The organism is Streptomyces sp. NPDC087906, from assembly GCF_055584925.1.
This window is the reverse complement of the sequence record NZ_JBVJLC010000006.1, coordinates 183,103-205,287: the sequence shown is the minus strand read 5'-3', so window position 1 is coordinate 205,287 and position 22,185 is coordinate 183,103. Positions and strand designations below refer to the sequence as shown.

At 71.1% G+C, this 22,185-nt stretch carries 25 protein-coding genes; 12 read left to right on the top strand and 13 right to left on the bottom strand.

Annotated elements, in window-relative coordinates:
- Positions 1–46: 46 nt before the first annotated feature.
- The 3 genes from ACZ63I_RS19830 to ACZ63I_RS19820 are packed head-to-tail and all read left to right on the top strand — an operon-like array spanning position 47 to position 2,997.
- Positions 47–1,084 (top strand): FecCD family ABC transporter permease, encoded by a 1,038-nt coding sequence (locus tag ACZ63I_RS19830; RefSeq protein WP_469340256.1) that lies wholly within the window; start codon positions 47–49, stop codon positions 1,082–1,084.
- Position 1,085: 1 nt separating this feature from the next.
- A complete protein-coding gene (locus tag ACZ63I_RS19825) occupies positions 1,086–2,153 on the top strand; it encodes a FecCD family ABC transporter permease (protein WP_469340254.1) in 1,068 nt (355 codons plus the stop codon).
- 19 nt (positions 2,154–2,172) lie between these two features.
- On the top strand, positions 2,173–2,997 hold the full coding sequence (locus tag ACZ63I_RS19820) for an ABC transporter ATP-binding protein (protein WP_469340519.1): 825 nt from the start codon (positions 2,173–2,175) through the stop codon (positions 2,995–2,997).
- On the opposite strand, the gene ACZ63I_RS19815 is transcribed toward ACZ63I_RS19820, so the two are convergent.
- The gene (locus ACZ63I_RS19815) at positions 2,964–3,923 is read right to left on the bottom strand and encodes a methionyl-tRNA formyltransferase (protein ID WP_469340253.1); all 960 of its coding nucleotides are present in this window, start codon (positions 3,921–3,923) and stop codon (positions 2,964–2,966) included. The two genes, ACZ63I_RS19820 and ACZ63I_RS19815, sit on opposite strands and share 34 nt — an antisense overlap.
- Positions 3,924–3,999: 76 nt before the next feature.
- Here ACZ63I_RS19815 and ACZ63I_RS19810 point away from each other — a divergent pair, with 76 nt between their 5' ends.
- Positions 4,000–5,343, top strand: coding sequence for a lysine N(6)-hydroxylase/L-ornithine N(5)-oxygenase family protein (locus tag ACZ63I_RS19810; RefSeq protein ID WP_469340251.1), 1,344 nt, complete (start codon positions 4,000–4,002; stop codon positions 5,341–5,343).
- Positions 5,344–5,367: 24 nt separating this feature from the next.
- Here ACZ63I_RS19810 and def read toward each other — a convergent pair whose 3' ends face one another.
- On the bottom strand, positions 5,368–6,030 hold the full coding sequence (def, locus tag ACZ63I_RS19805; RefSeq protein WP_469340250.1) for a peptide deformylase: 663 nt from the start codon (positions 6,028–6,030) through the stop codon (positions 5,368–5,370).
- A gap of 63 nt (positions 6,031–6,093) precedes the next feature.
- Here def and ACZ63I_RS19800 point away from each other — a divergent pair, with 63 nt between their 5' ends.
- A complete protein-coding gene (locus tag ACZ63I_RS19800; protein ID WP_469340248.1) occupies positions 6,094–6,660 on the top strand; it encodes a helix-turn-helix domain-containing protein in 567 nt (188 codons plus the stop codon).
- A 15-nt stretch (positions 6,661–6,675) separates the two neighbouring features.
- On the opposite strand, the gene ACZ63I_RS19795 is transcribed toward ACZ63I_RS19800, so the two are convergent.
- The 6 genes from ACZ63I_RS19795 to ACZ63I_RS19770 all read right to left on the bottom strand — a co-directional run bounded on the left by ACZ63I_RS19795 (position 6,676) and on the right by ACZ63I_RS19770 (position 10,534).
- The gene (locus ACZ63I_RS19795; RefSeq protein ID WP_469340246.1) at positions 6,676–6,852 is read right to left on the bottom strand and encodes a hypothetical protein; all 177 of its coding nucleotides are present in this window, start codon (positions 6,850–6,852) and stop codon (positions 6,676–6,678) included.
- Entirely contained in the window at positions 6,852–7,001 is a 150-nt protein-coding gene (locus tag ACZ63I_RS19790; protein ID WP_469340244.1) for a hypothetical protein, read from the bottom strand. Before ACZ63I_RS19790 ends, ACZ63I_RS19795 begins: the two co-directional genes overlap by 1 nt.
- A 98-nt stretch (positions 7,002–7,099) precedes the next feature.
- On the bottom strand, positions 7,100–7,630 hold the full coding sequence (locus ACZ63I_RS19785) for a hypothetical protein (protein WP_469340243.1): 531 nt from the start codon (positions 7,628–7,630) through the stop codon (positions 7,100–7,102).
- 353 nt (positions 7,631–7,983) lie between these two features.
- Positions 7,984–8,829, bottom strand: coding sequence for an alpha/beta fold hydrolase (locus ACZ63I_RS19780; RefSeq protein ID WP_469340241.1), 846 nt, complete (start codon positions 8,827–8,829; stop codon positions 7,984–7,986).
- Positions 8,830–8,851: 22 nt separating this feature from the next.
- A complete protein-coding gene (locus tag ACZ63I_RS19775) occupies positions 8,852–9,814 on the bottom strand; it encodes an alpha/beta hydrolase (protein ID WP_469340239.1) in 963 nt (320 codons plus the stop codon).
- A gap of 93 nt (positions 9,815–9,907) precedes the next feature.
- The gene (locus tag ACZ63I_RS19770) at positions 9,908–10,534 is read right to left on the bottom strand and encodes a TetR/AcrR family transcriptional regulator (RefSeq protein WP_469340237.1); all 627 of its coding nucleotides are present in this window, start codon (positions 10,532–10,534) and stop codon (positions 9,908–9,910) included.
- 153 nt (positions 10,535–10,687) lie between these two features.
- Between ACZ63I_RS19770 and ACZ63I_RS19765 the strand changes: the two genes are divergently transcribed.
- The 3 genes from ACZ63I_RS19765 (at position 10,688) to ACZ63I_RS19755 (ending at position 12,387) form a co-directional block, all read left to right on the top strand.
- Positions 10,688–10,849: a hypothetical protein gene (locus ACZ63I_RS19765; RefSeq protein ID WP_469340236.1), complete on the top strand. Its 162-nt coding sequence runs from the start codon at positions 10,688–10,690 to the stop codon at positions 10,847–10,849.
- Positions 10,850–10,861: 12 nt separating this feature from the next.
- Complete coding sequence (locus ACZ63I_RS19760) at positions 10,862–11,134, top strand: DUF4190 domain-containing protein (protein WP_469340234.1); 273 nt, start codon at positions 10,862–10,864, stop codon at positions 11,132–11,134.
- Between the two features lie 95 nt (positions 11,135–11,229).
- The gene (locus ACZ63I_RS19755; protein ID WP_469340232.1) at positions 11,230–12,387 is read left to right on the top strand and encodes a glycoside hydrolase family 88/105 protein; all 1,158 of its coding nucleotides are present in this window, start codon (positions 11,230–11,232) and stop codon (positions 12,385–12,387) included.
- Positions 12,388–12,447: 60 nt separating this feature from the next.
- On the opposite strand, the gene ACZ63I_RS19750 is transcribed toward ACZ63I_RS19755, so the two are convergent.
- On the bottom strand, positions 12,448–12,813 hold the full coding sequence (locus tag ACZ63I_RS19750) for an MmcQ/YjbR family DNA-binding protein (protein WP_469340231.1): 366 nt from the start codon (positions 12,811–12,813) through the stop codon (positions 12,448–12,450).
- 20 nt (positions 12,814–12,833) lie between these two features.
- The gene (locus ACZ63I_RS19745; RefSeq protein ID WP_469340229.1) at positions 12,834–14,585 is read right to left on the bottom strand and encodes a glycosyl hydrolase family 18 protein; all 1,752 of its coding nucleotides are present in this window, start codon (positions 14,583–14,585) and stop codon (positions 12,834–12,836) included.
- Between the two features lie 177 nt (positions 14,586–14,762).
- Between ACZ63I_RS19745 and ACZ63I_RS19740 the strand changes: the two genes are divergently transcribed.
- From ACZ63I_RS19740 to ACZ63I_RS19730, 3 genes are all read left to right on the top strand, one after another.
- A complete protein-coding gene (locus tag ACZ63I_RS19740; RefSeq protein WP_469340227.1) occupies positions 14,763–15,758 on the top strand; it encodes a DUF8017 domain-containing protein in 996 nt (331 codons plus the stop codon).
- A 161-nt stretch (positions 15,759–15,919) separates the two neighbouring features.
- Positions 15,920–16,972 (top strand): peptidoglycan-binding domain-containing protein, encoded by a 1,053-nt coding sequence (locus ACZ63I_RS19735; RefSeq protein WP_469340226.1) that lies wholly within the window; start codon positions 15,920–15,922, stop codon positions 16,970–16,972.
- 86 nt (positions 16,973–17,058) lie between these two features.
- Positions 17,059–17,484, top strand: a complete 426-nt coding sequence (locus tag ACZ63I_RS19730) for an SRPBCC family protein (protein WP_469340224.1) — start codon at positions 17,059–17,061, stop codon at positions 17,482–17,484.
- 82 nt (positions 17,485–17,566) lie between these two features.
- On the opposite strand, the gene ACZ63I_RS19725 is transcribed toward ACZ63I_RS19730, so the two are convergent.
- Positions 17,567–19,099, bottom strand: coding sequence for an alkaline phosphatase D family protein (locus ACZ63I_RS19725; protein ID WP_469340518.1), 1,533 nt, complete (start codon positions 19,097–19,099; stop codon positions 17,567–17,569).
- Positions 19,100–19,283: 184 nt separating this feature from the next.
- On the bottom strand, positions 19,284–20,120 hold the full coding sequence (locus tag ACZ63I_RS19720; RefSeq protein ID WP_469340222.1) for an alpha/beta fold hydrolase: 837 nt from the start codon (positions 20,118–20,120) through the stop codon (positions 19,284–19,286).
- Between the two features lie 195 nt (positions 20,121–20,315).
- Between ACZ63I_RS19720 and ACZ63I_RS19715 the strand changes: the two genes are divergently transcribed.
- Positions 20,316–21,041 (top strand): cyclase family protein, encoded by a 726-nt coding sequence (locus tag ACZ63I_RS19715; RefSeq protein WP_469340220.1) that lies wholly within the window; start codon positions 20,316–20,318, stop codon positions 21,039–21,041.
- Between the two features lie 22 nt (positions 21,042–21,063).
- Here ACZ63I_RS19715 and ACZ63I_RS19710 read toward each other — a convergent pair whose 3' ends face one another.
- Positions 21,064–22,164: a glutamate--cysteine ligase gene (locus tag ACZ63I_RS19710; RefSeq protein WP_469340218.1), complete on the bottom strand. Its 1,101-nt coding sequence runs from the start codon at positions 22,162–22,164 to the stop codon at positions 21,064–21,066.
- Between the last annotated feature and the right edge of the window lie 21 nt (positions 22,165–22,185).

Sequence of the window (22,185 nt, the reverse complement as noted above, 5' to 3'; positions counted from 1 at the left end):
TGGCCTGCTCTACAGTTAAGGGCTGCCTAACCTAAGGGATGATGACGTGGAGAGCTCGGTGACCCGGGCGAAAGCCCCTCGCGCTGTGCTCCTGGTGGTGCTGCCGTGCGCCGCCCTGGTGGCGCTGTGCCTGCTGTCGCTGGCGCTCGGCGCACTGCGGGTGCCTCTCGGCCAAGTGGTCGACACACTCCTCGGCCACCCGCCGAGCAGCCGGATCGACCATGTCATCTGGTCGGTACGGCTGCCCCGTACGGCACTTGGCCTCGCCGCAGGCGCCGCACTCGGCCTGTCGGGCGCGCTCATGCAGGCGCTGACGCGCAATCCGCTCGCCGATCCCGGGGTGCTCGGGGTCAGCGCGGGCGCCGCGTTCGCCATCGTGCTGTCCGTCGGCGTGTTCGGACTCGGCGCGCTGTACGGCTACATCTGGTTCGCCTTCGCGGGCGCGCTCGTCGCGAGCGTGCTGGTCTATCTGCTGGGCGGGCTCGGCGGTTCGGGGACGACACCGGTCAAGCTGGCCCTCGCCGGGGTCGCCGTCACCTCGCTGCTGTCGTCCCTGACCAGCGCCGTCGTCCTGACCGACCCGGACGCCCTGAACCGCTACCGGTTCTGGGAGGCCGGATCGCTGGCCAACCAGAACAACGACGCGCTCACGCAGGTGCTGCCGTTCCTCGCCGTCGGCGCGGTGCTGGCCCTGGCCAGCGCCCCGGCGCTCAACAGCCTCGCGCTCGGCGACGACGTGGCGGCCTCGCTGGGGCTGCGCCTCGGCCTCGTCCGTATCCAGGGCGTGCTGGCCGTCACCTTCCTCACCGGCGGCGCCGTCGCCGTCATCGGTCCCGTGGTCTTCGTCGGTCTCGTCGTCCCGCACATCGCGCGGGTGCTCACCCAGGCCGCCGGCATCGGCCCCGACCACCGGTGGCTGCTGCCGCTCTCGGCCGTGCTCGCACCGAGCCTGCTGCTCGTCGCCGACATCCTCGGCCGGATCGTGGCCCGCCCTGTGGAGATCCAGGCGGGCATCCTGGTCGCCTTCATCGGCGGCCCGTTCTTCATCGTGATGGTCCGCCGCCGACGACTCGCGGAGCTGTGAGATGACCGGACTCCTGCCCGCCCGCACCCCAGGACGTATCACCTTCCGGCTGGCCGCCCTGCCGGTCTCCGGTGTGCTGCGGCCGCGCTTGCTGGCCGTCACCGCCGCACTGGCCGTCGCCACCTTCCTGGTCTTCTGCGTCGGCATCTCCGTCGGCGACATCCACATCGGACTCGCCGATGTCATGCGGTCGTTGGTGGGCTCCGGCGACCCCGGGACCCGGCTCATCGTCCAAGAGCTTCGCCTGCCACGGGCGTTGACCGGGCTGCTCGTCGGCATCGCCTTCGGTGTCTCCGGAGCCCTGTTCCAGACGATGACGCTCAACCCGCTGGCCAGCCCCGACATGATCGGCATCACGCAGGGCGCGGGCGCGGCCGTCGTCGCCGGGATCGTCCTCGGGTGGGACGCGGGGCTGAGCACCCAGTCACTGGGGCTCGTCGGCGCCCTGGTCACCGCCCTGCTCGTCTACGTACTGGCCTGGAAACGCGGGACCACCGGCTACCGCATCGTGCTCGTCGGCATCGGCATCTCCTGGATCTGCACCAGCGCCACGGACTATCTCCTGGCCCGCGGCGGCCAGTTCCAGGCGCAGGCCTCGCTCGGCTGGCTCGTCGGCAATCTGAACGGCCGCGACTGGTCGCAGGTCCGTCCGCTGGCCGCCGCCCTCGTCGTCCTGCTCCCGGCCGCACTGCTGCTCGGCCGCTGGATGCGCACCCTGCAACTCGGCGACGACGTCGCGAAGGGGCTCGGTACGCCGGTGCAGCCCGTGCGGCTCGCCGTCCTGCTCACCGGTGTCGGCCTGATCGCCTTCGGTACGGCCGCCGCTGGGCCCGTCGCCTTCGTGGCGCTCGCCGCTCCGCAGATCACCCAGCGGCTGGCGCGCACCGCCTGGCCGCCGCCGCTGGCCTCCGGGCTCACCGGCGCGCTGGCCGTGCTCGGCGCGGATCTGATCGCGCGCAAGCTCATTCCCGACACCGAGCTGCCGGTCGGTGTCGTCACCGGTGTGCTGGGCGCCCCGGTCCTGCTCTGGCTGCTCGTCCGTGCCAACCGCGTCGGCTCAGGAGGCTGAACTCGTGTCATCGAACCCGGTGGACCCCGCCCGACCCGATCTGCGGGCCGAAGGGCTGCGGCTGGCGTACGACAACCGCGTCGTCGTGGAGAAACTCGACGTGGCGATCCCGCCGGGCCGGATCACCGCGATCGTCGGGGCCAACGCCTGCGGCAAGTCCACCCTGCTGCGCGCGCTGGCGCGGCTGCTGTCGCCGCGCGCCGGATCCGTCCAACTCGACGGCCGCGCCCTGCAGTCCATCCCCACCAGGGAGCTGGCGCAGCGGCTCGGGATCCTGCCGCAGGGCCCGGTGGCGCCCGAGGGGCTGACCGTCGTCGACCTGGTCGGCCGCGGCAGGTCCCCGCACCAGACGTGGTGGCGGCAGTGGTCGAAGGGCGACGAGCAGGCCGTGCACGACGCGCTGCGCGCGACCGCCATGACCGACCTGGCCGACCGCCCGGTGGACGAGCTGTCGGGCGGCCAGCGGCAACGCGCCTGGATCGCCATGGCCGTTGCCCAGGGCACGCCGGTGCTGCTGCTCGACGAGCCGACCACCTATCTGGACCTGGCGCACCAGATCGACGTGCTGGACCTGATCACCGATCTGAACCGGCACGAGAAGCGCACGGTCGTGATGGTGCTCCACGACCTCAACCAGGCCTGCCGCTACGCCGATCACGTGATCGCCATGAAGGCGGGGGACATCGTCGCCCAGGGCTCCCCCGCCGACGTCATCACCGCGCAAACCGTGGCGGAGGTCTTCGGGCTCCGCTGCCAGGTCACCAGTGACCCGGTCAGCGGAACGCCGATGATCATCCCGATGAGCCGGCATCACGACACGCCGGGGCCCGTCGCCGTCAAGTAGCCGCCCATGGTGCGGAAGTAGTCCGTGGCGGCGTGCTCGGTGCCGTCCTCGGTCCGTACCCGCTTGACGAGCAGACCGCGGCTGCGGCCCGCCCGCGCCCGCTCACCGGCGACGATCACGATGCCGTCCCCCTCGCGGATGAAGATCCGCCCGGGGGTGCCGCCGTAGTTGGCCTCCGAGAGCCCGGCCGAGACGATCCGCAGCCGCTCGCCGCGGTGGTAGGTGAAGGCGTTGGGGTACGGGTCGCACTGGGCCCGTACGAGCCGTTCCAGGTCCTCGGCGGGCCAGTTCCAGTCGATGCGGCTGTCCACGAGCGAGCGCTTGTGGAAGAAGCTGGCCTTCGACCGGTCCTGCTGGGTCCAGTTGGCGGTGCCGGACTCGATACGGTCCAGCGACTCGGTCACGATCGGCTCGATCAGATCGACCGTGCGGTGGAAGAGGTCCGTCGCCGTGTCGGCGGGCCCGACCGGCACGGCCCGCTGCAACACGATGTCGCCCGCGTCGAGTTCGGCGTCCATCCGGTGCGCCGTGACCCCCACCTCACGCTCGCCGTTGATGAGCGCCCAGATCAGCGGCGAGAAGCCGGCGTAGGAGGGCAGCAGCGAGTCGTGCACGTTGAGCGTCCCGTGCGGCGGCAGATCGAAGATCTCCGGCGGCAGCCAGGTGCGCCAGTTGTTCGCCACGATGATGTCGGGCGCCGCCTCCTCGAGCCGGTCGAGCAGTTCCTGGTCGTCGGGCCTGTTGCGCAGCAGCACCGGTACGCCGTGCTTCTCGGCGAGTTCGGCGACGGAGTCGTCCCAGATCTTCTCGTAGACGTGGTCGCTGCTGGGGTGTGTCACGACAAGGACCACTTCGTGCCGGGAATCCAGGAGCGCACGGAGCGTTCGATGACCCCAGGTCTGGTAGCCGAACATGACAACCCGCATGGTGAATCCTCCTCAGACGTTGCAAGGTAAGGCTAACCTTATCTAACATGTGGCTGCTTAGGGAGGCGATGACGCGGTGACAACACTGCACAGTGAGCCGGACACCATCTACGACGTCCTGGGGATCGGCTTCGGGCCGTCAAACCTGGCTCTCGCGATAGCAGTTCAGGAACACAACGGACAAGTCCGCCCCGATGACCGGATTCAGGCCGTATTCCTGGAGAAGCAACCGCGCTTCGGCTGGCACCGCGGGATGCTGATCGACGACGCCACGATGCAGGTGTCGTTCCTCAAGGACCTCGTCACGATGCGGGATCCCACGAGCGACTTCAGCTTCCTGTGCTACCTGCGGGAACAGGGCAGGCTGGTCGACTTCCTCAACCAGAAGACGCTCTTCCCGCTGCGGATCGAGTTCCACGACTATCTCGAATGGTCGGCCGACCGCGTCTCGGACCTGGTGGAGTACGGGGCCGAGGTCCGGTCCGTGCACCCGGTCACCGAGGACGGCGAGGTGCGGTGGTTCGACGTCGTCAGCCGCGACCCGGCGGACCCCGGGCGTACGATCACCCGTCGCGCCCGCAACATCTGCGTCGCGACCGGCATGGAGCCCCATCTGCCGCCGGGGACCGTGCTGTCCGACCGGGTGTGGCACAACAGCGAGTTGATTCCGAGAGTCGCCGAACTGACCGGGCGCGGGACGCCCGTCAGGCGCGCCGTGGTGCTGGGCGCCGGGCAGAGCGCCGCCGAGGCGGTGGACTACCTGCACCGCAGCTTCCCCGAGGCGGAGATCTGCTCGGTCTTCTCCAAGTACGGCTACACCCCGGCGGACGACAGCCCCTTCGCCAACCGGATCTTCGACCCGGAGGCGGTCGACATCTACTACAACGCCCCGCGCGGCGTGAAGCGTTCGCTCTTCGACTACCACCGGGCCACCAACTACTCCGTGGTGGACATGGACCTGATCGAGTCGCTGTCCCGGACGATGTACCAGGAGAAGGTGCAGGGCAGGGAGCGGCTGCGCATGCTCAACGTCTCGCGCATCCACGAGGTCGAGGAGAGCGACGAACGCATCGACGTCACGGTCGAGTTCCTGCCGACCGGTGAACGCAGCGTGCTCAGCGCCGATCTGCTCGTCCACGCGACCGGCTACCGGCCGCCGGACATCGGCGAGCGGCTGGGCGAACTGGGCAAGCTGCTGCTGCGCGACGAGGAGGACGCGCCGCTGGTGGGGCGCGACCATCGCGCGGTGACCGCGCCGAACGTCGTCTCCGGCATCTATCTGCAGGGCGGCACCGAGCACACGCACGGCCTCACCTCGACGCTGCTGTCCAACACGGCCGTACGGGCGGGCGAGATCCACGCGTCGCTCCTCGCCGAGCACACGACGAGAACGCGAGGTGCGGCGAGGAGCGCGGCCTGAGGCCCGTTCCCTTTCCCCCCCCGGCTACCTGCCCAGCGTCTTCGCCCGCTCCGCCCGGCGGGCGAAGACGTCGTCCTTGACGGCGGCCATCTCGCGCAGAGCCCCTTTGCGCTCCCGCCGGTCGAGCCGGTCCAGGTACAGCAGGCCGTGCAGATGCTCGGTCTCGTGCTGGAGGCAGCGGGCGAAGTATCCGAAGCCCTCGATCACCAGCGGGTCGCCGTCGCGGTCGAAGCCCCGGACCACCGCGCGGTCCGGGCGCGGCACGGTGCGGGAGGGGCCGGGCACCGACAGGCACCCCTCCCCCTCGTCGAGGAGTCTGCGCTCGGCGGCCGGCAGTTCGTCGAGCACCGGGTTGGCGATGTGCCCGACATGGCGCACGCCCCACTCGTCGGTGCAGTCCCACACGAACAGCCGCAGATCCACGTCGACCTGGTTGGCTGCGAGTCCTGCGCCCTCGGCCACGTACAGCGTGGTGAACATGTCGTCGATCAGCCGCGACAGTTCGGGCGCGCCGAACTCCGTGACGGGCAGGGCGCGCCGGCTCAGGATCTCCTCGCCGACGACGGTGATCCGGCGCGCCGAACCCCGCCCGGCCTCGGGAGCGAGCCGCGGATAGCTGCCGACCCGCTCCCCCTGCACCCACACGCCGGGCGCCTGGGACGCTCCGTCCCGCATCCGAACCACCATAGGAATCAACGCCTTTGCATGCCCGCTTGACCGAAGGCTTTGCAAAGTAGCATCCTTTGCAAAGTGAGCACCAGTGAGCATCGCCCGACGGCCCCCGCCGCGTCCCTGCCGGACCATCCGCTGCGGATCGCCCTGCTGGACCTGCTGGCCGAGGTCGGCACGGTCACGTCCACCGAAGCCGCGCAGCGGCTGGGCCGGAGTTCCGGTCTCTGCTCGTTCCATCTGCGGCAGCTCGCCCGGCACGGACTCATCGAGGAGGCGCCGCACAGCGGCGGCAGAGCGCGGCCGTGGCGGCTGCGGTGGGAGCCCGTCGAGCCGGACGGCGCCGAACCGGACGGCGGGGCGGCGGAACCGGCGGGTTTCACCACACTGGCGCGCGGACTTGAGGACGAGAGTTACCAGCGCTGGCTGTCCCACCGCGCGACAGCGCCCGTCGAGTGGCAGCAGGACGAGGCGTTCAGCGCCGTGCTGCATCTGACACCGGCCGAGACGGCCGAACTCGCCGAGTCGATCCGCCGGCTGCTGGCCGGCTACCGGCGGCGGGACGACCGGCCGTCCGAGCGCCCCGCCGACGCGCTGCCGGTCGCTGCCGTCGCCCGGCTCTTCCCGCTGCTGCCCGAGGGTTCTTGACGGTGCGTCAGTTTCCTAGGCGACCTGGCTGACACCGAGCGCGGCGACACCGACACCGACGACCATGCACAGGACCCAGATCGCTTTCCTGGCCACCGGCGAGTCCTGGCCGTAGCGGGAGGCGGTCAGCCGTCCCAGCGCCCCGATCGCCAGGCCGATCACGATGAGCAGTACGCCCGTCACCTTGCTCATTACCTGCCGCCCCGTCCCCTGCGTCGCTTGTTCCAGATCCCGTAGCCGAACATGCAGACCACGAAGGCGAAGACGCACAGCACGACGATCACGCCCGCCGTGCCGTCAGGTATCCAACTGCCGCGCCCGCTGACGGCGTTCGGGGGCATTCTCCACTCCTTCTCAGGGTCGGGGGGGGACGGGTGGGCGAGAGGACCGCAGACCCTCTCGCCCACCCGAGAGGCGGCTGGTCAGGCCGCGCGCCGGGTCAGCAGCGTTCGGACGAGCGGGCGTGGTAGTGGCCCTGCTCGCCGGCGACGCTGATCGTGCCGTCGCCGGCCGTGCACTCGTCGGTCGTGTCGGCGGCGTTCCCCCAGAACTCCTGGCCGTGCGTGTTGAACACGGTCCTGCCACCGACCAGCGATCCGCGCTCGAACGACCAGACCCCGACGGTCAGATCGAAGTTGATCTTCTTGTCCAGGAAGGACTTCCACACCCATACATAGCCGTAGTTCTTGTCGCACGTGGGCGAGTAGAACTGCTTGACCGAGGCGATCATCTCGGTGCCCCGGTAGGCGTACGCCGTGGTGCCGATCTGGTAGGCGTCGGTGCAGACGCCGGCTGCCGCCGCTTGGGCGCTGCGCGGATTGCCCGTCTCACTGGCGGTGGTGTCCGAAGCGGGTACGGAGGACCCGGTGCCCGGCACGGGTCCGGTGCCCGCGCTCGCCACTCCGGTGCCGAGCAGTGACAGAGCGGCCCCCACGGTCACCACTGCCGCCATGGAACGTATGCGGTTCATCAGTGTTTCTCTCCCCCACGGTCATGCGCACCCGCAGAACGCCCCACGCGTCATACGGCCATGCACATCAAGGCGCATCATTCGGTGCGCCTTCACATCGTTGCCTGAAGGGGAGATGGAACCGATAATTCCAGCGCACACTTACAGGCAGCGACAATCGACACGTTCGGTAAGGGCACGGAATTTCCACCGTTCCCTCACAGGAAACCCAGGCGCCGGCTCCGCTCGGCTTGTGTTCTTGAGGCCGCGTCAATGCCTCGCCTCACGAAGCCGCTTCACCACGGGAAGCGTGACTTGCCTCACAGGTTTACCCCTGGCGCTCCAGGCAAGACGGAACTGTTTGCCGCACACCGTCAGCCCGGTGCCAGCCGGGTGAACTCCCGCACGGCCCGAGCCAATTCACGTGGCTGGTCCAGCGCGACGAGCGTGCGGCTGTCGCCGATCTCCACCAGGCAAGCGTGCGGCAGGAGTTCGGCGAGCCGCCTGCCGTGCGCCGGCGGCATCACCCGGTCGCCGCGAGCCCAGACGACCAGGACGGGACGGTCGAACTCCGGCAGTCGCAGGGCGGCTTCGCTCAGGACGCCGGGGTCGGCGGCGACGGCCCGCAGCATGCGGACCGCGTCGCGGCGGATCTCCTGACGCCTCAGTACCGGCTCCACCCAGCGCCGCGTCGCCGCGTCCCCGCGCCTGGTGAGCTGACCGAAGGCGAACGGCGAGCGGCGCACGGCCCGTAGCCGCATCTGCTGCATGAACATCCCGAACAGCCGGGGCGCCAGCTTGCCGGTGAGCATGAGTGTGCGGCCCGTGAGCCCCGGCGGGAGGTTGTCGAAGGCCTCGCACGAGACAAGGACGGCCCGGCCCACCCGCGCGGCCCCGCCCGCGATGACGAGCTGGACGAGCGCGCCGCCGGTGTCGTTCCCGACCAGGGTGACGTCCCGCAGGTCGAGCCGGTCGAGAAGCTCGACGACCAGCCGCGCCACACCCGGCAGCGACAGGTCGGCGTCGGGGCGCATCGCGTGGCGGTGCGCCCCGAGCGGGAGCGTCGGTGTCACGCAGCGGTGTCCGGCCGCGAGTTCGGCGACGGGCCCCGCCCACAGCGAGGAGTCCATCATCAGCCCGTGCAGCAGCACCACGGTGGGGCCGTCCCCGCCGGTGTCCTCGTACGCGACCGGCCCGGCCGACAACTCGATCAGAGTCATCCCGTCCCTCCCCCTCAGATCCTCAGATCCCGCGCCCCGGCGCCGGCCGCGCCGCTCCGGGTGCGCCGTGGCCCGCCGGCGCCTCGCCGAGCAACCTGCGGCGCAAAAAGGCCAGTTCGGCCTCGACCGCGCGCTCGTGGGCGTCCTGGAAGGGCGCGTAGTGTCCGCCGGGTACGTGGACCAGCTCGGCGTCCGGCGCCTGCCCCGCGGCGCGGACCGCGGGCGCGGCGAGGACCGACCGGTCCTGGTCGGCCACGACCACCAGCAGCGGGCAGCGCACCCGGGACGCGTGCCGACCGGGCTTGTACAGGCTGAAGTTGAGCACCGAGCGCGCCGCCACCTCCTGCTGCCACTGGGGGTACGCGTTGTCCGGGTTGAGCACCTGGTCGCCGAGCCTGCCGTCCGGAGTGGTGAGCATGACGGTCTCGCCCGGCTCTCCGGAGAGCCCGATCAACAGGGGCTCGCGGCCCACGAGACCGCCCAGCGTGTCGAGCAGGGCCAGCGCGGTGACCTTCAGCATCGCGAGCGGCGTCTGGAAGCGCGACGCGTTGCGTGAAGCCACCGGACCGTCGGCGTTCGGTGTCTGCGCGATCGCCGCAGCGAGCCGCGGATCACGCGCGGCGACCGGGAAGACATGGCCGCCGGACAGCGAGAAGCCCCAGATCGCGAGGCCGGCCGGATCGACGCCGGGCAGCGTGGCGGCGAAGCCGATCGCCGCCTGCCAGTCGTCGAGTTGGTCCGCCATGCGCACGACCTGGCGCGGCTGCCCGCCGCTCTCCCCCAGCCGGCGGTAGTCGAAGGCGAGGACGGCGAACCCGGCATCGTTGAACCGCTTCGCGAACCGGTCGGTCCCCGGCTCCTTGGTGACTCCCCCGCCGCCCGCCATGACCACGCAGCCGCCGTTGGTTCCTGGATAGTGCCAGGCCACGCACTCCGTGCCGCCGCTGGTGAAGCGGACCTTCTCCCGTTTCAAGGACATGCCCATGCCGGTCTCCCCGTGGCCGATACTCACCCCGTCACTCACCCCGTCCTTAAAGTGAACCACGTGGTTCGCATGCTGTCCACGCACGCCGGACTCCTACTCCTCGGCGGCCTCCTCCCGCTCCAGCGCGCGGCCCAGGGCCTCGAAGCCCGCGGCGATCCCCGCGCTGTCGCCGCTGGTTCTGGCGTCCACCAGGAAGCCCCGCAGGACGGCGAGGATCATCTCGGCGACCTCCAGCTTCCGCCGCTCCGGCCAGGTCTCCGGGCAGATGGACAGCAGCAGCGGCAGATACTGCTGGGACGCCTCGCGGCCGAGCGCGCCGTGCCGCTCGGGGTCGTACATCGCGAGGCCGATGGCCTGGTCGAGCACCCGCGCCTCCTCGCCCACCAGGACGGGCCACACCACCCGCACCCAGTCCGCGAGGGGCCGGCGCGGCTGCCCCGCGGTGGCGGCGGTGAACGCCTTGTCGATACGGCGCTCCCGCAGTTGCACGATCGCCTGCCTGAGCAGGTCGTCGATGCCGTCGAAGTGGTAGAGCAGCACCTTGTGGGTGGCGCCCGCCGCCCGCGCGGCACGCCGGAGCGAGAAGTCCACGAGCCCGTTGGCCGCGAGGTCGTCGGTGACCCGGCCCAGCAGCTCCAGCCGCCTGGCCTCGCCACGGGGCGACCCGGCCGAACGCCGGTAGCCGGCCCGCTCGGAACGGTCCTCGAACGCTGGCGACACGGCGGCTCCCTGGAAGTCGGTTCCGGTACAGGCGCACACCGTAGCTCCGGCCCCGGGTGTGGGTGGCACCACACACCGCCGTCGTTTCCGTCGGTAACCCTCGGGCACGCGCAGTGCACAAGATCCGCGAGACACCAGGAGCCAAGGAGAGACATGTTCGTTCTCGTCGGAGCGTTGCTGCTGTTCGGAGTCGCCCTCGGAGCCGTGGTGCACGTGCCGCTGCCCGTCGCGCTCGGCGCCGCCGCCGTCATCGCCTGCTGGCTCGGGGTGTACGCGCTGCGCAAGCGGCACGCCCACACCCGAGGCCACTCGTAAGGAGTCAGGACCATGACCGCCAAGACCCCCGCGCCCCCCGTGCGCACCCGCGAGTCGACCCGCCGTACCGCCGACGGGATGGCCGTCGCGTCCTTCGTGCTCGGCCTGGTCGGGCTGCTGGTGTTCAACCTCTTCCTCGGGCCCGCCGCGCTCGTCCTGGGCACGCTCGCCCTCGTCCGGCGCACCGGGCACCGCGGCCGGGCCTACCTCGGGCTGGCCCTGGGCGCGGCCGACCTGATCGTGCTGGCCGTGCTCACGGCGGCGGACCACACCGTCAGTTGGTAGCCGGGCCCGCACCGGAATCCTGGTACGGACCATGGACACCGTGACGGCGAAGCGTCGATGATGACTGCACCCCCACAGATGTAGGAGCAGTTCACATGGATAGACGACAGTTGATCGCCGGCGGTGTCGCGGCAGCGGCGGCAGCCACCCTGCTGCCCGCGCTGTCCGGTACGGCGGCGGCCGCATCCGGCGCTGCGCCCGCCGCCCCGCCGTCCGGCCAACTCCCGCCCAGGGAAGACATCATCAGCGTCCTGCGGCGGGTGGCCGACCACTGGATCGGGGCGCACGCCGACCCGGGCGACAACGGCTGGGCCAACGCGACGTTCTTCAGCGGGCTGTTGGCCTTGTTCAGACTGACGAACGACCCGGCCTATCTCAACTACGCCAGGAACTGGGCGGAGAGCCACGACTACGGGCTGATCGGCGGCGCCGCCACCCGGCACGCGGACAACCAGTGCGCGGGCCAGGCCTATCTCGACCTGTACGAGATCGAACCCGACGAGCAGAAGCTCGCCGCGATCGAGTCGTCGCTGCACCGCATGGTCTACACCGACCAGCCGGGCAAGAACGACGACTGGTGGTGGGACGACGCCCTGCACATGGCGATGCCGTCGTTCGCGCGGATCGGCGCGCTGCGCGACGACCCGCGGTACTGGGAGAAGCTCTACAGCCTCTACGACCACACCAAGCACGCGGAGGGCGGCCCGGGTCTGTACGACGCTGCCTCCGGCCTCTGGTACCGCGACGCGAACTTCCTGCCCGGCGGGATCGTCTCCCCGAACGGCAAGCCGGTGTTCTGGTCGCGCGGCAACGGCTGGGTGACCGGCGCGCACACCAAGACACTCAAGGCGCTGCCCGCGAGCGAGCGCCATGTCGCCGAATACCGCGACACACTGCGCCAGTTGGTGACCGCCACGGCCAAGGTCCAGCGCACCGACGGCTTCTGGAACGTCAATCTCGGCGACGCCGCGCATCTGCCGGGTCCTGAGACGAGCGGTACGGCGTTCTTCGTGTACGGGACGGCGTACGCGATCGGCGCCGGCCTGGTCGACGGCGCGGCTCTGCTGCCGGTCGCCGCGCGGGGCTGGAACGGCCTGGTCGCCACCGCCGTCCACCCGGACGGCGTCCTCGGCTACGTGCAGAAGGTCGGCGACCGCCCGGAGTCGAGCCAGCCCATCACCTACGACAGCACCGCCGACTTCGGTGTGGGCGGTTTCCTGCTGGCGGGGTCCCAACTCGCCGCTCTGGCCTGACGCGTACGAGAGAGCCGGCGGTACGGCCGGCGGATCCGGGGATCCGCCGGCCGTACCGTCTCAGGTGGAGCCGGGGTCCCGGCGCGCGGTGGCCGCGAAGCTCTCCGCGAGCCGGTCGGGTGCGGCCTGCTTCCAGGAGTCCACCAGGATGTCGTACAGCTCGTCGAGATCCTCCAGTGCGGCGAGCCGCACCCGCACCCAGGAGGAACTCGCCTCGTGCGGCGGCACCCAGAACTTCTCCGGTTCCGCGGCGATCAGCTCGGTCCGCTCGTGCCGGGGGCAGCGCACGGCGAACGACGCCTGGTCGTCGGGGACCGTGATGAACATCTTGCCGGCGACCCGGAACGTGGGCATGCGCCACGCTTCCTTCTCCAGCGTCTCGGGGAGCGACAGTGCGATACGGCGCACGTCATCAGCATCAATCACACCCCCACGTTAGACGCCTCTCAGGTCAGCGAGAAGTCGTCTCCGTACACCGCCGACTGGCCGTACCAGCCGTGCAGGTAGACGGTGACCGTGCCGGAGGCGCCGGTGGTGAACGGCACCGTCAGCTTGGACCAGCCGGTGGAGCTGGTCCAGGCGCTGGCGGTGGCACCGCCGCTCACCCCCAGGTAGGCGTAGCTGCCCTGCACCCAACCGCTCAATGTGTAGTGGGTGTTGGGGCTGAGGGTGAGGGTCTGGCCGCACTGCCCCGTCTGCGCGGAGGTGGGCGACGACTTCAGCGCGTGCGCACCGCCGTGCACCGGTGTCGTCACCAGCGCACCGCCGCTCTCGCAGGTCCAGGGTGCCAGGGACGCGTTCTCGAAGCCGCCGTTGACCAGGGCGCCGGTGTTCCCACCGGGTCCCGCGACGGTGAGCGTGAAGGTGGCGGTGTGGCTGACCGATCCCGCTGTCGCCGTCACGTCGAGCGGGTACGTGCCCGGCGCCGCCGACGCCGAGGCGCTGACCGAGAGCGTGGCCGAGCCGCCCGCGGTGACCGACGCCGGGCTGAGCGCCGCCGTCACGCCCGCCGGGGCGCCGCTGGTCTTGAGCGCGAGGCTCTGCGCCGTACCGGAGGTGACGGCCGTCTTCACACTCGCCGTGGTCGAGCCGCCGGGCTGCACCGAGGCCGACCCCGGGGCGACCGAGACCGAGAAGTCGTTGGTCACCGGGCCGCTGCCACCGCCGGTGAACGGGGCGAAGGTGTGGGTGAAGTACCACGGGTCCTGCGGGATCCCGGAGCAACTGTCGGAGCCGCCGGTGCCGGGGCAGGACCCCGAGTCGCGTTGCAGGGCCCAGAAGGAGAGGGTGTTGATGCCCTTGGCGACGGCCCAGTCAAGGACCGGGGGCGCGTCGGCCGTGGTGAAGGTCTCGGCGGGGCCGAAGTCGTCGATGCCGGGCATCTCCGTGACGCCCACCATGCTCCAGAGCTGCGCCTGCGTTTTGCCGGGGTTGAACTGGGCGAGCTGGCCCACGAGTCCGGTCGTCGCCGTCTTCGTGTCGTCGGCCATGTTGTGCGTGGCGTTGTCGTAGTAGTCGAACGTCATGATGTTGACCACGTCCACCCGCGTGCCGTTCGACGCGGCGTTGCGCAGCACGTCGAGTCCGGTGTCGCCGAGGCCGCTCGTGGTGGTGGGCAGGGTGTACGAGAACTGCACCGAACGGCCGTTGGCCGCCGCCCAGTCCTGCACCTTCTTGATCGCCTTGTTGCGGCGGTCGATACCGGCCGTGTTGGTCAGCGAGTTGTCCTCGATGTCCATGTCGAGGCGCGAGACGTCGTAGGTGGTGATGATCTTCTCGTACGCAGCGGCGATGGAGTCGACGTTGGTGCAACTGTCCGCGATCTCGGTGCCGCCGTTGTCGGCCGCGTAGCCGCCGAGTGACGGGATCACATCGCCGCCGCGTGAGCGGATGGTGGTGAAGTCCTGGCCGAACACGGACGAGGCGATCGGCATGCCCGTGTCGCCGTTCCAGTACGTCGTGCAGGAACCGGGCCGTTCGGTCTGGACGAAGGCCATCGTCAGGTACTTGGCGCCGGACTGCTGCGCCAGGGCTGCGGGGCTGTCGCCGTTGTACGCCTCGAAGTACGGCGCGAAGACATGCGCGGGAAGCGGGGTCGCGGCGTGCGCGGCGGCTCCGGTGGTGAGGACCAGGCCGGCCGAAGCGGCCACGGTCGCCAGGGTGGCGAGCAGCGCTCTGACGGATCTCGTACGTCTCATGGGGGCTCCCAGTGGGTGAGACAGCAGGCGGATCGGGCCCCATAATTGGTCTGGACCAACGGACCGTCAAGGGTCTGGACCACTTCATTCCGTACTGTTTGCCTTATCCATCCACCCGGTCGCGGCAAGGGACCCGGGCCTCGGCCGGCGCACAACACCCCTCTATCGTGGCCTTTCATGTGGCCAGGAGAGCAGCAACCGGGGGACGGGCCCAACGCGCAGGACCCGTACGCGAATCCGTACCAGCAGCCCAACCCGTACCAGCAGCCGAACCCGTACCGGCAGCAGCCCAACCCGTACCAGCAGCCGGGGCAGCCACCGGGGCAGACCCCGCCGTGGGCCGCCCCCACCGTCGCTTCGGGACCGCCCGAACCGCCGCGCGGGGGCGGCGGGAAGACCCGGCTCGTCGCCGTCGTCGCGACCGCCGTCGTGGTGGTCGCGGCGGCCGTCACCGGGTTTCTGGTGCTGGGCGGCGGCTCCGACGACGAGGGCAAGAACGTCGACCCGACCAAAGACCCGTCGACGCGCGGCGCCGTCTCGCCGACCGCGTCGGGCGGCGCCGACGGACGCGACAGCGCGCCGGAGCCCGTCGTCGCCGGCTGGAAGGCCGTGTTGAACCCGTCGACCGGCGTCGTCTTCGACGTACCGCCGGAGTGGGGCCTCAAAGCGGCCAGTTGGACGACGTACGTCGCCGACGAGAGCGACCCGGAGGAGAAACCACTCATCGGTTTCACCGCCCCCGCCCTGCTCAAGGAGAAGTGGTGCTCGTCCGACGAGGACGGGAACGGCAGCACGGAGGACACCGCGCTCGCGTCCGCCGGGTCGCGCGGGGAACGCGGCGCCGCCACCACGGAGGAGGCGGCCAAGAACAACGCCGCCCTGTGGCTCTACGGGGCGTACACCCAGCCCGACAAGAAGACGATCAAGCCGGGGCCCGTCGAGCCGTACACCACCTCGTCGGGCATCAAGGGGAGTCTGGCGACGGCCGTTTCCTCCGGTGTGCCGAAGAAGGGCAAGTGTGACAGCGACGGCAAAGTCACCAGTTTCGCCTTCGAGAACGCCAAGGGCGACTTCGTGTCGTGGACGTTCTTCGGGGCGACCGGTGTGCCGGACGAGGTGCCGGACGCGACGGTGCGCAAGATCCTCAGCACCGTGCGCGAGGGCCGGAGTTGACGAGTCCGCCGGGCTCGCTCGGCATTTGCCCGAATGAGCCGGAGAATGGGCAGTTACCTCCCTCGGAACAGTCGGTCTCGATCAGCAAACAACGCCAAGAAGCGCTGCGCGAAGGGGCGGGGGCTCTGCATAATCGCTGCGAACCCCGGAAGGAATCGTCCGTGAAGCCAGAACCCTGCCCTCGCTGCTTCGCACCCGCACGCGAGGACGGCCGCCCCGACTGCGCCTGCGCCATCCCCGCCGAGACAGCCGCGGAGAGCACCGCCGAAGACGACCACATCGAAACACTCGACATGCTGCACACGCGCCCCTACGTCTCGCTGCACAACGCGCAGACGCCGGGTGACACCGCGGCTCCGAGGATCGCACGCGACGAGGACGTGGCCGCTCTCACCGCCGGCGAACACGCGGCGGGCGGCGAACACGCGGCGGGCGTCGAACCCGAGACGTCCGGCGAACCCGAAGCCGTGGCGGCCGATCACGCGGTACCGGCCGCCGAGACCCAACCGCTGCCGCCCGTACCGCCGTCGACACCGGACTTCGTCGCGGCGGACGAGGAGAGCGACCCCGCGGCCCCGGCCGGCTCCGGCCGCCGCAAGACCGGTCTGCTGGTGGCCGGCGCCGTGGTCGTGGTCGCCGCGGCCGTCGCGATCGGCGCCGGAGTCCTCGGCGGCAACGGCGGCTCCGGTACGTCCGACGCGGCGGCGGCACCGAACTCCCAGGGCGCGCTGCCCGGTTCGGCCTCCGCCACCCCCTCGGCCACGGACGCCCCCACGTCGGCCGGTCCGAGTGAAGAGCCCAGCCGGTCCCCCGGCGCGTCGGCCGACGGGTCGGTCAAGGACAAGGCCAAGGACATAGCCGCCTCGGCCGCCGCCGCGATCGCCGGCGGCGCCGACACGTCCGGCGCGAGCGCCGCCCCTTCGTCCTCGGCCGACGGCGGCGGGCCTCTCCCCGCAGGTCCCACGCAGACCACCTCCCCCTCGGGCCCGCCCGTGCTGCGCGAGGGCGACACCGGACCCGAAGTCGTCGAACTGCAGAAGCGGATGGGCCAGCTCCTGCTCCAGTACGTCGGCCTGCCCGACGGCACGTACGACGCGGGCGTGCAGCGCGCGGTCGCCCGCTACCAGGACAGCCACCGCATCACCGGCGACCCGTCAGGCGTCTACGGCGCCGCCACCCGGGCGGATCTGGAGTCCCGTACCAAGGAGCCCTGAGCAGGCCGCTCCTGGGTGGCGGATAGCCGACCGGTCAGCGGGTAGCCGCCGGAAGGCAGGCACATCACCGAGGAGAGGACACCACCATGTCGTCGTCGCTGCTTGAGTCCGTAGACATCAAGGCGCCGGTGGCGGTGAGCTGGAAGCTGTGGAGCGACGTCACGCGCTGGCCGGAGTTCCTCAGTCATGTACGGCACGTCGAGCGTATCGACGACCGCAACTTCGCCTGGCAGCTCTCGCTCCCCGGCGCCGACAAGGCGTTCGTCGCCGAACTCACCGAGGTCGTACCGGAGGACCGGATCGCCTGGCGGACCACGGAGGGCGTCCACCACGCGGGGGTCGTCACCTTCCACCACGTCACCGAGTCGACGAGCCGGGTCACCCTCCAGATCGAGTACGACCCGAAGGGCTTCGTCGAGCGCCTCGGCGCCCTGACCAACCTCGACTCCGCCCTGGCCAACTACGACCTGGGCGAGTTCCAGAAGCTGGCCGAGGTCACCGCGGGCGGCTGAGCGGCCGGCCCGCCGCGCCAGGACGGCGCACGGCGGGCCGGCGGGAGAGCGGGCAGGCGGGTTCGCGGACGGTCCGGCGGCGTCAGACGACGTGCACGCCGGGCCGTCCCGCGTCGACCCGCAGGCTCGACAGCGTGGTCGACGCCGACTGCGGCTTGAGCACCGTACCGACCACCCGCACCTGGGCGTCGATACCGCGCTCCCCGATGTCGAACAAGTGGTAGCCGCGGTGGTAGTCGATGACCTTCCAGTGCGGGTTGTCGCCGCGCAGCGGGTCCCACATGGCGTTGAACGCCGTCGCGTCCTGGTCGCCGTTGGAACTGATCGACGTACCCACGAACTCGGCGCCGACGACCGCCGATTCGGGATCTCCGTAGTCCCTCTTCAGATCGCTGATCATCGTCAGATGGCGGTCACCGCTGAGCACCACCGGGTTGTCCACCTGCCGGAAGCGGGCCAGCAGGTCGTTGCGCTCGACCTGGTAGCCGTCCCACGCGTCGTAGAACCACTCCTTGCCGGGCCCCGCCAGCAGATCGGTCTCGGCCATCATGATCTGCGAGGCCGTCAGGTTCCAGCGGGCGTGCGAGCCGGCGAGGTTGCCGGCCAGCCACGCCCGCTGCGGCGCGCCGAGCATGGTCATCGCGGGGTCCTCGGCGCCGGCCTGTGTGGTGGTCTGGTCGCTGCGGAACTGGCGTGTGTCGAGGACGTTGAGCCGGGCGAGCCGGCCGAAGTCGAAGCTCCGGTACATCTGGATGTGCGGGCCGTTCGGCACCGCCGTCGCCCTGACCGGCATGTGCTCGTAGTACGCCTGGTAGGCGGCGGTCAGCCGGGAGACGAAGGCGTCGTGCGGCTGCCGCGCGGGGTCCTGCGGCACCTCGCCGGCGAAGTCGTTGTCGACCTCGTGGTCGTCGAAGGTCACGATCCAGGGCGCGGCGGCGTGCATCGCGAGCAGGTCGGGGTCGGTCTTGTACTGCGCGTACCTGTTGCGGTACTGGACGAGGCTGTACGGCTCGCCCGAGCCCTCGTGGACCCGTACGGCGGACGCGGTGGGCGCGCTCTCGTAGATGTAGTCCCCGACGAAGAGCACGATGTCGGGTTCCTGCTCGCGCATGTCGGCGTACGGCGTGAAGTAGCCGTTCTGCCAGTTCTGGCAGGAGGCGAGGGCGACCCGGAGCTTCGACGGGTCGCGCGAGATGGTGCGGGTGCGGCCGACCGGTGAGAGGTACGTGCCGGCCCGGAAGCGGTACCAGTAGACGCGGCCGGGTTCGAGTCCGCGCACATCCACGTGCACGCTGTGTGCCAGGTCCGGATCGGCGAGGGCGACCCCCCGGCGCACCACCCTGCGGAACGACTGGTCCTGGGCCACCTGCCACTGCACGGCGACGGGCGAGTCCGGCATGCCGCCGCCGTTCAGCGGGTCGACGGCGAGCCGGGTCCAGATGACGACGGCCGTGGTGAGCGGGTCGCCGGAGGCGACGCCCAGCGTGAACGGGTCGGCGGCCAGGGGTCTGCCTGCCGCACGGGCCGCCGGAGCGGTCAGGAGCTGACTCGCGGCCACGGCGCCGGATGCGGCGGCGCCGGCGGCCAGCAGTCGGCGGCGGGTGAGTTCGGGCATGGTCATGTTCCCTTCTCAAGGCGGCACAGCCGCACAAAAGATGTCAGGCCCACAGACACGGGCACCCGAAGTCCATCAGGCAGGGTCATGACAGCGAAGTGTCGTCTGATGCGGGATCAGGCCATATCCGGCACCGGGGGGCCTCTCGTGGCCGTCGGGCCCGCGAAGATCGGCCGGACAGGGCCTAGCCGACGGTACGCGCGGCGTCGCGGATCAGACCGGTGACAGCGCCGGGGTTGGTGAGGAAGGCGGCGTGCGGCGCCTCGACCTCGATGGTGCGCGAGTGGGCCCGCTCCGCCATGAAGCGCTCCGCTTCGGGCGAGATCGCGTGGTCCTGCTCGGCGACCAGGGCCCAGGAGGGAATGGTCTTCCAGGCCGGCTTGCCGGAGGGCTCGTCGAACGCGGCGGCGTCGACCGGCCGCTGGGTCGCCGCGAGGACCTGGGCGTCGGGCGCGGGGAGCCGGTCGCTGAGGAAGACGTCGCGGTACTTGTCGGGCTTGATGGAGACGTCGACGCCGCTGCTCGTACCGGTCGAGTACGGCACGGGGTTGAGGGCCGCGGCGAGGGGCGTGGCGGGGAACCTGTCGTTGATGGAGGTGATGGTCTCCTTCGCCGCCGGGGCGAAGGCGGCGATGTACACCAGCGCCTTGACGTTCTTGTTGCCCGCCGCGGCGTTGGTGATGACGGCCCCGCCGTAGGAGTGGCCGACCAGGACAATCGGTCCGCGCACCGACTTCAGGAAGCTCGCGAGGTACGCCGAGTCACTCGCCAGACCGCGCAGCGGGTTGGCGGGGGCGATCACGTCGCGGTACCCCTCGCCGTGCAGGCGGCCGATCACGTTCTCCCAGCCGGACGCGTCGGCGAACGCCCCGTGCACCAGCACCACCGTCGGCTTCGCCCGGTCGGTGCCCGCTCCGCCGGGCGCCGCGGAAGCGCCCTGCGCCGGTACGGCACAGATTCCGACGCCGACGGCGGCAGCGGCGCCGATCAGCCGGAACAGACGGGTGCGAGTGAGGTTCATGGATCTCCGTAGGGCAGCGGCGGGAAAACCGGGCGACGACCGGCACGGGTCTTTATTGCCCGGTCACCCGGCAAGGTCAGCAGCGCCGGGCGGATCGCTACCCGATCGGACGCGTCGTCACGGCCGGGTGGAGGAACCGTCCGGCGCACGGCCCAGAATGGAGGATCCGGCGGTCGGCGACAGAGAGGGCGATCCATGACACCCCAGCAGGAACCGGCGTCCGTCGAGTGGCTGGATCTGTCCGTTCCGCTCGTCACCGGCATGCCGGTCTACCCCGGCGACCCGGAGGTGGAGATCACCGCCGCGCTGCGGGCCGCCGAGGACGGCGTCAATGTGCTGCGGGTCCACCTCGGTTCGCAGTCGGGCACGCATGTCGACGCGCCGTACCACGTGGACGACCGGTGGCCGACCCTCGACGACTTGCCGCTGACGCGCTTCACCGGCCCTGCCGTCGCCGCCGATCTGCGCGCTCTCGCGCCGCGCACCGGCGCCACCGCGGCGGACCTGGCGCCCGTACTGCCCCGACTGCGGCCCGGCACCGTCCTGTTGCTCGTCACCGGCTGGTCGGCGCACTGGGGCACCGACCGCTACCTCGGCCACCCGTGGCTCACTCCCGGGGCGGCGCGGGCGGTCGTGGCCGCCGGCGTGCGTACGGTCGGTGTCGACGCGCTCAGCGTCGACCCGACACCCGCGCCCGGTGCTCCGCACCCGCCGGACGGGGACGGGAACGGAGACGGCGACGGGCTGGCGGCCCACCGGGTGCTGTGCGGCGCGGGCGGTGTCATCGCCGAGAATCTCACCGGGCTCGACCGGGTGGTCGATGCGCAGCGCGCCGGGCGGCGGGTCGAGGTGTCACTGTTCCCGCTGCGGCTCGCCGGCGCCGACGGCGCGCCCGTACGCGCCGTCGCCCGGATCGGCTGAGCACGGCATCCCGGTCGGGCCGTCAGCCGCGGGTCCTGCGGGCGCACTCGGCGACCACCTTGCGCAGGCTGCCGGTGCTGCTCAGCAGCTCGCGCTGGACGCGCGCGCCGTTGCCGTCCCGCAGCAGCGTGGCCAGGCCGGCACGGGCGGCCGCCAGGTCGCCGCTGTCCTCCAGCGCGTCGTGCACATGGGCGAGCAGCGAGTCGACGACGTCGGCGGCCGGTTCGGGGACCATCGTGACGGGGTGGAGCAGTGTGTCGTCGAGACCCGAGCGGCCGGCCCGCCACGCGGCGAGCCGCAGCACCCCGACCCCGTGGAGCGGTGCCGGGTCGCCGGCCCGCCACTGGCGCGCCGCCGTCTCGACCAGTCCCCGTACGAGCATGGCGAGCAGCACCGGGGTCGAGGCGTCGAGGCACACGTCGGCCACGCGTATCTCGACGGTGGGGTAGTTGTGGGACAGCCGCGCGTCGAAGTAGATCATCCCCTCGTCGCGCAGCACACCGGTGCCGACCATGGACCGCACCTGCTCGTGGTAGCGCTCCGCCGTGACGAACGGCTCCACGGGGCCCGCCGAGGGCCAGCGCTCCCACACCCGGCTGCGGTAGCTGCTGTAGCTGCTGTCGTCGCCCTGCCAGAAGGGCGAGTTGGCGCTCAGCGCGAGAAGCACCGGCAGCCACGGCCGGATCCGGTCGAGTACGGCGACGCCCTCCTCGTCGGACTCGACCGCCACATGGACATGGCAGCCGCAGGTGAGCTGGTTGTGCACGCTGAGGCCGTACTGCTCCTGGAGCCAGCGGTACCGCTCCCCCGCGTTCACGGTGGGGCTGACCGGCAGCGGCGACGTGGCGAGGGCCGCGACCGTCACCTGGGCCTGTGCGGCGTGCTCGGCGGCGTCCTGCCGCCAGCGGACTATCTCGTCCGCGAGGTCGTCCATGCCGGTGCACGGATGGGTCGCGAACTCCAACTGCTGACCGTGCAGTTCCTTCTCGAACGTGTGGTCGTCGGCGCCTGCCTTGTCCGACGCCCGGTCCGCGACGGCCAGCACCGCGGCCGACAAGGCCCGGGGCTCACCCGACTCGGGATCCACCAGGAGGAGTTCCTCCTCCACTCCGACACTGCGCACTGGAACTGCCTTTCCCCGAGG